Below are 12,853 nucleotides of genomic sequence, written 5' to 3' on the forward strand. Positions count from 1 at the left end.
GCGCAGATCTCGACCCCAACGCCGGCGCGCCCGCATGACCCGCTCACATCCGGACGACGGACGCGCCCCAGGAGATGCCGGCGCCGAGCGCGCAGAACAGGACGTTGTGACCCGGCTTGATGCGCCCGTCGCGCACCGCCTCGTCGAGGGCGATGGGGATGGAGGCGCTCGAGGTGTTGCCGTACTCCTCGATGTTGAGCACGAACCGATCGAGGGGGAGGTTCAGGCGCGCGGCGACCTGGCTGAGGATCCGCAGGTTCGCCTGGTGGGCGACGACCCAGTCGAGCTCGGAGGCCGCCATGCCTGCCGTCTCGAGCGCGATCAACGAGGCGCTGGAGAGGTTCTTCACGGCGACCTTGAAGATGTCCTGCCCCACCATGTGGACCTTGTTGCGGTTCTGCTCGATGCCCTCGGCGGTGAGCGGCTCGGCCGTGCCGCCGCCCGGGATGACCAGCGAGTTTGCGAGCGCGCCGTCGCTGAAGATCCGCGTCGAGACGATGCCCCGGCCGTCATCGGACGCAGGCCCGAGCACGACCGCGCCAGCGCCATCGCCGAACAGGACGCACGTCGTGCGATCCTTCCAGTTCAGGATGCGCGAGAGCAGCTCGACGCCGATCACGAGGACGTTCCGGGCCACGCCGTTCGAAATGAACTGATCCGCGATCGTGAGCCCGTAGACGAAGCCCGCGCAGGCCGCCGAGATGTCGAACGCGGGGATCTCCCCGGCGCCGAGCTTCTGCTGCACGTACACCGCGCAGGCGGGCATCGGGTGATCGCCGCTGATCGTCCCGACGATGATCATGTCGAGGTCGGCCGCGGTGAGGCCCGCGGCCGCCAGGGCCGAGCGGCCGGCGGCGGACGCCAGGTCGCTCGTGAGCTCCCCGTCGGCGGCGATGTGGCGCCGACGGATCCCCGTCCGCTCGCTGATCCAGCTGTCGGAGGTGTCGACGATCTTCTCGAGATCGGTGTTGTGAAGGACGCGGGCGGGCGCGTAGCTGCCCGTCCCGAGGATGCGGCTACTCGGCCGCGCGGCGCTCATGCGACGGGCCCTCGCGCGTCGGCGTTCGCGCGCGCCCGCGCCGCGCCCAGGTGCGCGGGCGCAGCGTTCTCGCGCGCCGGCGTCCGCGCACCCGCCCCGGTCATGTGGCCGCGGTCGCCTTGGTCGCCTTCGCCTTGCGCCCGTTGTAGTGCCCGCAGGCGCCGCAGGCGCGATGCGGGAGCCGGGCTTCCCCGCAGTTCTCGCAGGAGACGAGCTGGACGGGGGTCACCTTGTCGTGGTTGGCGCGCCGCATGTCGCGCTTGCTGGGGGTGGTTTTCCTCTTGGGGACGGCCACGGAGCTACTCCTTCTTGGTCTTCTTCTTCGATGTCCCGGCGCTGGCCGGGGGGGTCGAGGCAGGTTGAGCGCGCTTGTCAGAGGCGCTGGGCTTCTGTCCGAGCTTGTCTCGGAGAGCGCTGAGCGGCGCGAGCCGCGGGTCGAGGCCCGGAGCGGCCTCGTCCTCCTCCCCCGCCCCCGCGACGAGGGTCGAGGAGCCGCCTTCGCGGTCCTCTCGGGACGCGGCAGGACCGATACCCGGGCAAGCTTCCGAGCACAAGGGGAAGTTCGGCATCTCGAGGAGAATGGCCTCCCGGATGAACGGGTCGAGCACCACCGTCTCGCCGTCGTACGTGTCGACGTCGGCCTCCTCGGCCGTGAACTCGTACTCGGGCTCCTTGGTCTTGGCCTCGGCCTTCGCCGACCCGTTGCGGCCCGCCGCGTCGTCGCGGCGGTGCCGGTGCCCCGGACCGTGGCTCTCGGCCTTGGGGGCCGGGCGCAGCAGGAGAGAGAGCTCGGCGTCGATGTCGAGCAGGGCCGGTGCGAGGCACCGCGCGCAGGGCGTGGCGACGGGCGCCTTGACGCGCCCGCGCACGACGATCTCGTTCCCGGTCCGGGAGAGGCGGGCTGACAGATGGCCTTGCGCGCGCCCGCTGACGTCGGAGTCGGCGAGCTCTGCGTTCAACCAGTCGGTCGGCAGCGGCACGTCCAGCGAGATGCCGGAAATGTTGATGTCATTGGCGGAAACGGCGATCTGGGACATGGGTTCCGGGCCAGTGAAAGCGGAGCGTTTAGCGCGGGGTGCGTTGGCTCGCAAGACCGAGCGACGACCGCCTCGGCTGCTTTTCCTCTCTCCCGCTCTTCCTCGCTCGGCGGCGCCGTCCGTTCGGGGCCGCGTGGTAGCGTCGCCGGTGCATGGACCGTAGCGCCAGGCCCGAGGCCCCTGCCGCGGGCGCCGCCGAACAGCGAACGGAGCCTCCGGGGGAAGCACGGCGAGCGGGCCGGCGCGGGGCGATCGCGCTCGCGATCTACGCGCTCGCGACGCTCGTGTACGCGGTCAGCTCCTCCCGCGAGATCTTCGCCGGCCACACGCCCTACAACCACTACGCCCTGCTCGCCGAGGCGTGGCTGCGCGGCCGCCTCGACCTCGGCGGACCGCCGCCGGCCTACGCGGGCGGCAACGACTTCGCCGTCCTCGGGGACCGTTACTACGTCAGCTTCCCCCCCTTCCCCGCGGTCCTGATCGCGCCGCTCGTCCAGCTCGCCGGCAGCGCCGAGCGCGTGCGCGACGGGCAGTTCTTCCTGGCGTTCGCCGGCGTCGGCCCGGCCGTCCTCTTCCTCGCCCTGGAGAAGCTCTCGGCGTCGCGGCGCAGCCGGCGCACGCAGGCCGAGAACATCGCGCTCGCGCTGCTCTTCGCGTTCGGGAGCGTCTACTGGTTCAGCGCCGTGCAAGGGACGGTGTGGTTCGCGGCGCACGTGGTCGGCGTCGCGCTCGCCTGCGTCTACCTCTACTGCGCGCTCGACGCGGCCCACCCGCTCGCGGCGGGCCTCGCCCTCGGCCTCGGGTTCGCGACGCGCACCCCGCTCGGCTTCGCCGCGCCGCTGTTCCTCTACGAGGCGCTCCGCGCGGGCCGCTCGGCCCCGCGCGCCGTCCTGCGCCGGCTCGCGCTGTTCGCCGCGCCGGCCGCGCTCGTGCTCTCGATCCTGCTCTGGCACAACCACGCGCGGTTCGGCGACGCGGCCGAGTTCGGGCACCGCTACCTCCACATCGCCTGGCGCGCCCGGATCGAGAAGTGGGGGCTCTTCTCGTACCACTACCTGCCGCGCAACCTCGCGGTGGTGCTCACCAGCTTGCCGTACACGCACGTGCAGGGCGCGCCGTTCCAGATCAACGCGCACGGGCTCGCGCTCTGGGTGACCACGCCCATCTACGCATGGGCGATCTGGCCCCGGCGTACGCCGCCCGTGTTCTGGGCGCTCGCCGCCACGGCGGCCGCTGTCGCGCTGCCGAGCCTCTTCTACCAGAACAGCGGCTGGATCCAGTTCGGCTACCGCTTCTCCAACGACTTCGCCCCGTTCCTCTTCGCCATGATCGCCGTGGGAGGTCGCCGGTTCGGCGTGCCGTTCTACGCCCTCGGCGCGGCCGCGATCGCGGTGAACGGGTTCGGCGCGCTCACCTTCCAGCGCGCGGGGTTCGAGCGGCTCTATTTCCTCGAGCGCACCCAGCGCGTCCTGCACCAGCCCGACTGAGCGCGCCGGCGTCGCCGCTCGGCTGCCGCAGCGGCGCGCGCCCTCCGCAGCGGCGCGCGGCGCGGCCAGAGGGCCGCGCTCTTCCGCGGGCGGACGGGTGATCCGGCGGACGGCGCACACGGCCCTTGGGTGCACGGCGCCCGCTGTGGTAGCCCTCGCCGCGCCATGGAAGCTCTGCTCGACCCGGCCGCCATCGGGCGCGGCCTGCGGCGCGTCGCTCTCCAGATCGCCGAGCGCGGCCGCGGCGTGGAGGATCTGGCGCTGATCGGCATTCGACGGGGGGGCGAGCCGCTGGCCAAGCGGCTCGCCGCCCTGCTCCTCGAGATCGAGGGGCACGCGCCGCCCGTCGGCGCCGTCGACATCACGCTGTACCGCGACGACGCCGCGACCGCCCTGCCGAACCCGCGCATCGGTCCCAGCCACATCTCCTTCCCCGTCGACGGCCGGCGCATCGTGCTGATCGACGACGTGATCTACACCGGCCGCACCATCCGCGCGGCGGTCGACGCGGTGCTCGACTACGGGCGACCGCAGCGGATCGAGCTCGTCGCGCTGGTCGATCGCGGCGGCCGGGAGCTGCCGATTCACCCGGATTACGTCGTGCGCGCGGTCGAGCTCGCCCCCGGGCAGCGCGTCGACGTGGTGGAGCGCGCGGGCGAGCTCTGGGCTCTCGTCACCGCCGCCGACGCGAAGCTCTCCGAGCCCCCCTCTCCCCCGGAAGGGACGTGAGCGAGCGCATGAGGAGGATCTACCCGCACCGACACCTGCTCGGCATCGAGGGGCTCTCTCAGCCCGAGATCGTGTCGCTCCTGGACGCGGCCGAGTCGCTCTTCGACGTCTCCCGGCGGAGCGTGCGCAAGGTGCCCACGCTCCGCGGCAAGACCGTCGTGAACCTGTTCTACGAGCCCTCGACGCGCACGCGGACGTCGTTCGAGCTCGCCGGCAAGCGGCTCAGCGCCGACGTCATCAACATCAGCGTCTCCACCTCGAGCGCCGTCAAGGGCGAGTCGCTGCTCGACACGGTGCAGAACCTCCAGGCGATGCAGCCTGACGTGCTGGTCATCCGGCACAGCGCGTCGGGCGCGCCGCACCACATCGCCGCGCGCACGCGCGCCGCGGTGGTCAACGCGGGCGACGGCACGCACGAGCACCCGACCCAGGCGCTGCTCGACGCGTTCACGATCCGGCGCGCCAAGGGCCGGCTCGAAGGGCTGGAGGTCGCGATCTGCGGCGACATCGTCCACAGCCGCGTGGCCCGCTCGAACGCGCACCTGCTCACCACGATGGGCGCCCGGGTCCGCTTCGCTGGCCCGCGCACGCTCCTGCCGGTCGCGGGTGAGTCGCTCGGCGCGACCCTCTACGACCGGATCGAGCCGGCCCTGGAGGGGGCCGACGTGGTGATGATGCTGCGGGTGCAGCGCGAGCGCCTGAGCGGCAGCTTCCTCCCGAGCATGCGCGAGTACAGCCGCACCTTCGGGCTCAACCCCGCCCGGCTCGCGCTCGCCAAGCCGGACGCGATCGTGATGCACCCCGGGCCGATGAACCGCGGCGTGGAGATCGATCCGCGCGTGGCCGACGGCAAGCAGAGCGTGATCCTCGACCAGGTCGAGGCCGGCGTCGCGGTCCGCATGGCCGTGCTCTGGGTCCTGGCCGCGGAGGCCAACGAGTTCTCCGCGACCGGCGAGCCTCGGCCCTCCCTCTGACGGCGCGGCAGCGCCGGCGCGCTGTCCCGGACCCGGCCCTGCAGCGGAACACCCCACGGCGCCGACCCCACCGCGGCGCAGCGCACGCCGGACAGCGCGGGCGGACCACCTCCCTCCGGCCCTCGCCGCTCGCGGAGCGAGGCGCTGTCTCCGCGAGCGACATGGCCTCCCGGCGGCTCGCAGCGAACGGGGTTCCCTGCCGCGCTCCGTTTTAATAGTCTGGTCCATCTTTTTGAAAGGGTGGATGCCAACCATGTTTTCGCGAGACGTCCTCAGGATCGATGCCCCGGCGATAGCGCAAGAGGCCGAGAAGGCCATCCGGGACCAGGTGTTCGGCACGCTGCGGAAGCGCGGGGCCGTGGTCGGGATCTCGGGCGGGATCGACAGCTCCGTCGTCTCGACGCTGTGCGTCCGCGCGCTCGGCAAGGACAAGGTGCTCGGCCTCTTCATGCCCGAGCGCGACACCTCGGACGACGCGCTGCGGCTCGGCAAGATGCTCGCCGAGCAGCTCGGCATCGAGGCGGTCATCGAGAACATCAAGCCAGCGCTGAGCGGCCTCCGCTGCTACGAGCGGCAGGACGAGGCGATCCGGATGGTTTACCCGGACTACAACGAGAGCTGGAAGTTCAAGATCACGCTGCCGTCGATCCTCGAGAGCGACAGGCTCAACGTCTCGCAGCTCACGGCGCAGCCGCCCGGCGAGGAGCCGCGCGTGAAGCGGATGCCCCTGAACGCCTACCTGCAGCTCGTCGCCGCGACGAACTTCAAGCAGCGCATCCGCAAGATGATGGAGTACTACCACGCCGACAGGCTCAACTACGCGGTCGCCGGCACGCCGAACCTGCTCGAGTACGATCAGGGCTTCTTCGTGAAGCAGGGCGACGGCGCCGCGGATTTCAAGCCGATCGCGCACCTGTACAAGAGCCAGGTCTACGCGCTCGCCGAGTACATCGGCGTCCCCGCCGACATCCGCGGGCGCGCGCCGACGACCGACACGTTCTCGATGCCGCAGGGGCAGGACGAGTTCTACTTCGCGCTCCCCTACGACAAGATGGACCTCTGCCTCTACGCGTACAACAACAAGGTTTCTGCAGCGGAGGCGGCGCCCGCCGTCGGCATCACGCCGGAGCAGGTCGAGCGCGTGTTCAAGGACATCGAGGCAAAGCGCCGCGTGGCGCAGTACCTCCACGCCCAGCCGCTGCTCGTCCGCGACCAGGGCCACGCCTGACGAGCTCGGGCTCGCGACGAAATCGTGAGTCGCGCTCTCTCCTGCGACGCCGCCCGCGGCGACGTAACGCGGTGATGTCGCGCGATACCGCGTCCCGACATCACCGCGTTACGTCGCCGCGGCTGCAGACGCGCCCCGCGGCGTTCCGAGCACCGCCGCGCGCTCCGCCGAGCACTCTCGACAGGAAAGCCGGGAGGGTGATAGACGTAAAAACTAACTCCATGAGCACTTCCAGCATCGAATCGACGATTCGTACCTTCCTGGTCACCTCGTTCGGCTACCGGGGCGCCACCGCCGATCTCGGGGCCGAGGTCCCTTTGCTCGATCAGGGAATCCTGGATTCGACGGCCGTCCTCGAGATCGTCCAGTTCCTCGAGCAGGACCTCGGCATCCAGGTCGCCGACGAGGAGATGGTGCCGGAGAATTTCGGCTCGATCGCCCGGCTCGTGACCTACGTGAACAGCAAGAAGAGCAGCAACTAGCCCGAACACCCCGGGGGGCGCATGAGCACGCAGCACACCGCTCGTCGCGATCCGCGCTCGGATCGCTTCCTCATCGACTCGACGCTGCGATCGTTCGCCGCCTCGCGCCCCGACCACGTCGCGCTGGTCTCGGAGGGGCGGCGGATCACGTACCGCGAGCTCGACGCGCTCGCCGACCGCTGCGCCGCCCTCTTCCGTGAGGCGAGCGTGCACCGCGGCGACCGCGTCATGATCGCGCTCGACAACGGCGTGGACGCGGTCGTCGCCTACTACGGCGCGCTGCGGGCCGACGGGGTGCCGTCGCTGCTCGGCACCGCGATGCGGCCGCGGCGCTTCGGCCAGGTGATGGAGCTCGCCGAGCCCCGCGTGCTGGTGGCGGCGCGCGGCATGCGCGACACGCTCGCCGCCGTGGCCGAGCTCCCGCCCGGCGCGAGGCCGGCGGCGACGTTCCTGAGCGGCGCCGCGCCCCCGCCGGCGGCGGCCGGCGCCCCGCCCGACGGCCGCGACTTCCAGGAGGCGCTGGCCGGCGCGCCCGGAGAGGCCCCGGAGCGCCGCGCGATCGAGCTCGATCTCGCGACGCTCTGCTGGACGAGCGGCAGCACGGGCGAGTCGAAGGGCGTCATGCTGACGCACCAGAACCTCCGCAACAGCACCGCGGCGATCGGCGCGTACCTCGAGCACACGGCGGACGACGTGATCCTCTGCGTGCTGCCCCTGTCGCACACCTACGGGCTCTTCCAGCTCCTCGTGACCCACGCGTTCGGCGGGACCGTCGTGCTCGAGAAGGGCTTCTCCATGCCGTGGCCCATCGTCCAGAAGATGGCCGAGGAGCGCGCCACCGGCTTCGCAGGCGTGCCGACGATCTTCGCCTCGATGCTCTCGCTCAAGAACTTCGCGAAGGCCGATCTCTCCGCGCTCCGGTACATGACCAACGCCGCGTACGGGCTCCCGGCGCCGCAGCTCCTGCGCCTCCGCGAGCTCCTGCCCAACGTCGCCTTCTTCGCGATGTACGGCCAGACCGAGTGCACGCGCGTCTGCTACCTGCCGCCGTCCCTCGCGCTCGAGCGACCGGCGTCCGTGGGCATCGCCATGCCGAACGAGGAGCTCTGGATCGAGCGGGAAGACGGCACGCGGGCCGAGCCGGGCGAGGTGGGCGAGCTCGTCGTCCGAGGGCCGAACGTGATGCGCGGCTACTGGAAAAATCCAGATGCGACCGCGCGCGCTCTCCGGCCGGGGCCCTTCCCCGGCGAGGTGGTGCTGCACACCGGGGACCTCTTCAAGATGGATGAGGACCGGTACCTCTACTTCGTCGCGCGCAGGGACGACATCATCAAGACCCGCGGCGAGAAGGTGAGCCCGCTGGAGGTCGAGTCGGTGATCTGCAAGGTGCCGGGCGTCGTCGAGGCGGCGGTTGTCGGCGTGCCGGACCCGGTGCTCGGGGTCGCGGTGAAGGCCGCGGTCGTGAGGGCGGCCGACGCTGCGGTGACCGCGGACGACGTCCGCAAGAAGGTGCGGTCCGAGCTCGACGAGGTCGCCGTGCCCAAGTTCGTCGAGTTCATGGACGCGCTCCCCAAGACGGCGAGCGGCAAGGTCAAGAAGAGCGAGCTCATCTGATATGTGCGGTATCGCCGGCCTGATCAACCTACGCACCGACGCGCCGAACCCCGACCGCGATCTGGCCCTCCGGATGGCGCGGGCGCTCCGCCACCGGGGCCCTGACGGCTTCGGCATCTACCGCGATCGCCACGTCGCGCTGGCCCACGCCCGCCTGTCGATCATCGACCTCGACGGCGGCTGGCAGCCGATGGCCAACGCCGAGGAGACGCTCTGGGTCTGCTTCAACGGCGAGATCTTCAACTACATCGAGCTGCGCGAGGAGCTCACGGCGAAGGGCCACCACTTCCGGACGAAGAGCGACACCGAGGCGCTGATCCACGCCTACGCCGAGTACGGCGAGGCCATGGTCGACCGGCTGAACGGCCAGTGGGCGTTCGTCCTCTGGGACGTCAAGCAGCGGCGCGCGTTCTTCTCGCGCGACCGCGTCGGCATCAACCCGCTCTTCTGGACGGTCCACCGCGGCGTCCTCCGGTTCGCCAGCGAGGTGAAGTCGCTCTTCCAGGACCCCACCATCCCCCGCGCGATCTCGCGCGACGGGCTCGACGAGGCGCTGACCTTCTGGGCGCCGGTCGCCCCGCTCACGCCGTACGAGGCCATCCAGCAGATCCCGCCGGGCGCGGTGGCGACGCTCGATCTCGATCGCGACGTGGCGCCGCGCGTCTCGGTGCGCTTCCGCCCCGAGTTCCCCGTCGGGCGCGCGCCGGTCGCGGACGAGGCGCCGCTCGTCTCCAGCGTGCGCGAGGCGGTCCGCGGCGGCTCGACGATCCGCCTGCGCGCCGACGTCCCCGTCGGCAGCTACCTGAGCGGCGGGCTCGACTCGACCATCGTCGCGGCGCTGATCGCCTCGAACCGCGACGTGCCGCTGCGCACGTTCTCGGTCGAGTTCGCCGAGCGCGAGTTCGACGAGGCCGAGTACCAGCGCGCCGCCGTCGCGCACCTCGGCACGTCCCACGCCTCGATCCAGTGCGGCGACGCCGACATCGCGCGCGTCTTCCCCGATGTCGTCTACCACGCCGAGGCCCCACTCCTGCGCACCGCCCCGGCGCCGCTCTACATCCTGGCGCGCCTCGTGCGGCAGAGCGGCTACCGCGTGGTGCTGACCGGCGAGGGCGCCGACGAGTTCTTCGCCGGCTACGACATCTTCCGCGAGGACCGGGTCCGCCGCTTCTGGGCGCGCCACCCGGACAGCAAGCTCCGGCCCCAGCTCCTGCTCCGGCTCTACCCCTACCTCCAGCGGTCGCCGGTCGCGCAGGTCGAGATGGCCAAGGCCTTCTTCGGGCGGAACCTCGCGCAGACGGACGACCCGCTCTACTCCCACCGCCCGCGGTGGGACGCGACCAGCCGCATCAAGCTGATGCTCGATCCCGCGATGCGCGAGGGCGTCGGCGAGACCGCGGCGGCCGATCGCCTGAGGGAGCAGCTCCCCGGCGACTTCATGCGCTGGACGCCGCTCGCGCGCGCGCAGTACCTGGAGATCACGACGCTGCTCTCCGGATACCTGCTCTCGTCGCAGGGCGAGCGCATGATGATGGCGAACTCGGTCGAGGGGCGCTTCCCGTTCCTCGATCCCAACGTGATGGACGTGGCGGACGCGCTGCCGGACGCGCTGAAGCTGCGCACGCTCGACGAGAAGCACGTGCTGAAGCGCGCGATGGGCGACCTCCTGCCGCCGGGCGTCCTGCAGCGGAAGAAGCAGCCGTACCGCGCCCCCGTGGTGCAGCCGTTCTTCGGGAGCGGGACGCCGGACTACGTGGAAGCGTGCCTGTCGCCGGACGCCATCAAGGAGGCGGGCATCTGGCAGGCGCAGCCCGTCGCGTCGCTCGTCGCGAAGTGCCGCAGGACGGGCGGCAAGTCGATGAGCAACACCGACGACATGGCGTTCTGCGCGATCCTCTCCACGCAGCTCATGGCGCGGGACATCATCCAGGGGGCGCGCGTCGTCTCGGCCGCAGACGACACGTCAGGCCGGCTGGGCGTCGACGTCGACCGGCTGCGCGACGCGGCGGGCTGAGCGCGCTCGATCGCGACGTGCGGGCGCGCGTGCACGCCGCGCGCCCGATCAGCGGTGGATCTTGCGCACCGCCCCGTCTTTCTCGTCCGCCCAGTACACGTACTCGCCGTGGAGCGCGATGCCGCGCGGCGTGCCGCCCTCGTACAGCACCTGCTGGCGGCCGCTGCCGTCCTTGCGCTTGCGCAGGACGCGGCTCGACCCCTGATCGGTCCAGTAGACGTGATCGTCGTTGTCATCGACGGCGATGCAATCGGGGGTCGGGTTCGCCACGTCGTCGTCCTCGTCGGACCTCCACAGGACGGTCGCATTCCGCGCGCCCCGCTTTGGCGCCCTCATCACGGCGACCCGCTCGTCATTGGCCCGCTCGCGCGGGCTGTTGGTCCAGTAGACGTGGTCCCGGTCCACCGCGATCGCGTACGGGTACGCCTGCTCATCCTCGGTCAGCCTGGCCGTCTCGCCGGGCCCCCGCGGCGTCCTGTTCACCGAGCCGCGCTCGCTGCGGTCGACCCAGTACACGTGCTCCCTGTCGAGCGCGATGAGGTGCGGCGACGTGTTGTTGTCCTCGTGGAACTCGTCGTCGGCCAGGCCGTCGGACATCGGGATCCGGCCGATGAGGCTGCCTTTGCCAGGCGCGCCGATGCTGCCGGCGCGCTGCGCCCAGAACACGTCGTTCTCGTCCGCCGCCACGCCGAGGGTCGCGTAGTCCGAGTTGAAGACGATCTTCGGCGTGCCTGCTCCGTTGTGGTCCACCCACAGGAGGTTCGTGTCGTTGAGGTTGGACCAGAAGACGCCCTCCTGGTTCACCGCGATCCCGTACGGAGCGTTCTGCCCGCCGGCGATGGGCGTGACCGGCCCGCCGAGGACCGACACCTTCTGCACGCTGCCGCCGGCGCCCTCGCCGGCCGTCCAGTAGACCTCGTCGCCGTGGATGACGAGGAACTTGGCGTTCGCAGACTGCGGCGTCGGGAAGCCGCGCGCGATCTCCGTGACCCCGCTGCAGACGCTCGCGCTGCACGTCCCGTCGCCCAGGCACCGCGCGCCGCAAGCGCCGCAGTTCTGCGGGTCGTCGCTCACGTCGACCTCGCAGTCGGCGGGGTTGCCGTCGCAGTCGGCCGTCCCGGCCTGGCAACCGGAGGGCCCGCCCGCCGAGCCCGTACTGGCCCCGCCCACCTCGAAGTCCCCGAGCACGCTCGTGCATGCCGCCACGACCAAGGCAACGCCGAGCATCACGCCGATCCTGAACGCCTGGCGCATCAGAAACTCCCCTTCGCTCCTGCGGAGCCGAGCCCGATCACCGGCGTGATCGATATCCCGGCGCGCTGCGGTGACCTCGGCGCCGTGAGGAGGAGGAACGCCCCCGCGCCGACGCCCACGGCGCCGACAACGAGCCCGATCGTCGAGAGGGCGCCCATGGCGTGGTAGCTGTCGACATCGCCCTGCAGCGAGGGGTCGCAGCGGTTTCCGGGGCAGCGCTCCGACAGGTCGCTGTGCTTGCCGATCGCGAGCAGCCCCCCCACCGCGCCGGCCGCGACGCCGACGCCGCCGAGCCCCAGCGCCGCGATGCCCAGCGTCGTACGGGTGCCGCTACCGGAGGCGGCAGGCCCCGCAGCGGGCGCCCGCGCGGGCGGCGGTCGGGACGCGCCGGGCGGCGGCGCGATCGGCTCGAGCTCCAGCGCGACGGTCTCGTGGGCGCCCTCCGCGAGGGTCAGCTTCACCTCGACCGGAGCGAACCCCGCGGCCGTTGCGCGGACGGTGTGCGCGCCCGGATCGACAGGTCGCCGGACCCCGAGCGCGGCGTGCGGCACGGGCTCGCCGTCGATCGTGACGTCGGCGGCGTCCGGCCCGCGCACCGACAGGAGCACCTGCGGGATGCGCGGGGCGAGCGCGTCGAGCTCCCGCTGAGCGGCCGCGATCGCCTCGAAGAACGGCTCGGGCGACCCCGCCGGCGCTCCCTCGCGGAGGATGCGGTTATACGACTCCTGCGCGGCGATCCACTGGCCCAGGCCCACCTGGGCGCGGGCGACGCCGAGGAGCAGCGTCGGCGCGTGGATGATGGCGTCCGCGCGGCGGAACCGATCGTGCGCGGCAGCGTAGTCCTTCCGGTCGAGGGACTCCTGCCCCTCCACGGCGAGCGAGCGCGCCGTGGCGCGATCGGCATCCGAGACCTGCGCGAGGGCGGCGGGCGCGCAGGTCAGCGCGAGCAGCAAGGCAGCAATTCCTGGTCGACGAGCCATACGAGCGAGGTCTAA

At 71.7% G+C, this 12,853-nt stretch carries 12 protein-coding genes; 7 read left to right on the forward strand and 5 right to left on the reverse strand.

Annotated elements, in window-relative coordinates; translation table 11 throughout:
* Window positions 1-43 precede the first annotated feature (43 nt).
* The 3 genes from WMF42_RS19230 to WMF42_RS19240 form a co-directional block, all read right to left on the reverse strand.
* Entirely contained in the window at window positions 44-1,039 is a 996-nt protein-coding gene (locus tag WMF42_RS19230) for a beta-ketoacyl-ACP synthase III (RefSeq protein ID WP_061612539.1), read from the reverse strand.
* 100 nt (window positions 1,040-1,139) lie between these two features.
* Entirely contained in the window at window positions 1,140-1,334 is a 195-nt protein-coding gene (gene rpmF / locus WMF42_RS19235) for a 50S ribosomal protein L32 (protein WP_020736516.1), read from the reverse strand.
* A 4-nt stretch (window positions 1,335-1,338) separates the two neighbouring features.
* The gene (locus WMF42_RS19240) at window positions 1,339-2,130 is read right to left on the reverse strand and encodes a YceD family protein (RefSeq protein WP_437693435.1); all 792 of its coding nucleotides are present in this window, start codon (window positions 2,128-2,130) and stop codon (window positions 1,339-1,341) included.
* A gap of 98 nt (window positions 2,131-2,228) precedes the next feature.
* On the opposite strand from WMF42_RS19240, the gene WMF42_RS19245 reads away from it, so the two are divergent.
* The 7 genes from WMF42_RS19245 (at window position 2,229) to asnB (ending at window position 10,604) form a co-directional block, all read left to right on the forward strand.
* The gene (locus tag WMF42_RS19245) at window positions 2,229-3,563 is read left to right on the forward strand and encodes a hypothetical protein (RefSeq protein ID WP_437693436.1); all 1,335 of its coding nucleotides are present in this window, start codon (window positions 2,229-2,231) and stop codon (window positions 3,561-3,563) included.
* 165 nt (window positions 3,564-3,728) lie between these two features.
* Complete coding sequence (gene pyrR / locus WMF42_RS19250; protein ID WP_061612536.1) at window positions 3,729-4,292, forward strand: bifunctional pyr operon transcriptional regulator/uracil phosphoribosyltransferase PyrR; 564 nt, start codon at window positions 3,729-3,731, stop codon at window positions 4,290-4,292.
* An 8-nt stretch (window positions 4,293-4,300) separates the two neighbouring features.
* Window positions 4,301-5,266: an aspartate carbamoyltransferase catalytic subunit gene (locus WMF42_RS19255; protein ID WP_061612554.1), complete on the forward strand. Its 966-nt coding sequence runs from the start codon at window positions 4,301-4,303 to the stop codon at window positions 5,264-5,266.
* Window positions 5,267-5,519: 253 nt separating this feature from the next.
* The gene (gene nadE, locus WMF42_RS19260; protein WP_061612535.1) at window positions 5,520-6,494 is read left to right on the forward strand and encodes an NAD(+) synthase; all 975 of its coding nucleotides are present in this window, start codon (window positions 5,520-5,522) and stop codon (window positions 6,492-6,494) included.
* 221 nt (window positions 6,495-6,715) lie between these two features.
* Window positions 6,716-6,976: an acyl carrier protein gene (locus WMF42_RS19265; protein ID WP_061612534.1), complete on the forward strand. Its 261-nt coding sequence runs from the start codon at window positions 6,716-6,718 to the stop codon at window positions 6,974-6,976.
* Window positions 6,977-6,997: 21 nt separating this feature from the next.
* Window positions 6,998-8,590 carry a class I adenylate-forming enzyme family protein gene (locus WMF42_RS19270; RefSeq protein ID WP_437693437.1) on the forward strand — a complete coding sequence of 531 codons (1,593 nt, stop codon included), beginning with the start codon at window positions 6,998-7,000 and terminating at the stop codon, window positions 8,588-8,590.
* Window position 8,591: 1 nt separating this feature from the next.
* On the forward strand, window positions 8,592-10,604 hold the full coding sequence (asnB, locus tag WMF42_RS19275; protein ID WP_437693438.1) for an asparagine synthase (glutamine-hydrolyzing): 2,013 nt from the start codon (window positions 8,592-8,594) through the stop codon (window positions 10,602-10,604).
* Between the two features lie 48 nt (window positions 10,605-10,652).
* On the opposite strand, the gene WMF42_RS19280 is transcribed toward asnB, so the two are convergent.
* Complete coding sequence (locus WMF42_RS19280; RefSeq protein WP_437693439.1) at window positions 10,653-11,858, reverse strand: lipoprotein receptor; 1,206 nt, start codon at window positions 11,856-11,858, stop codon at window positions 10,653-10,655.
* A complete protein-coding gene (locus tag WMF42_RS19285) occupies window positions 11,858-12,811 on the reverse strand; it encodes a hypothetical protein (protein ID WP_437693440.1) in 954 nt (317 codons plus the stop codon). The genes WMF42_RS19280 and WMF42_RS19285 overlap by 1 nt, the downstream gene beginning before the upstream one ends.
* Between the last annotated feature and the right edge of the window lie 42 nt (window positions 12,812-12,853).

The organism is Sorangium sp. So ce176, from assembly GCF_051519835.1.
Taxonomy (GTDB): Bacteria; Myxococcota_A; Polyangia; order Polyangiales; family Polyangiaceae; genus Sorangium; species Sorangium cellulosum_G.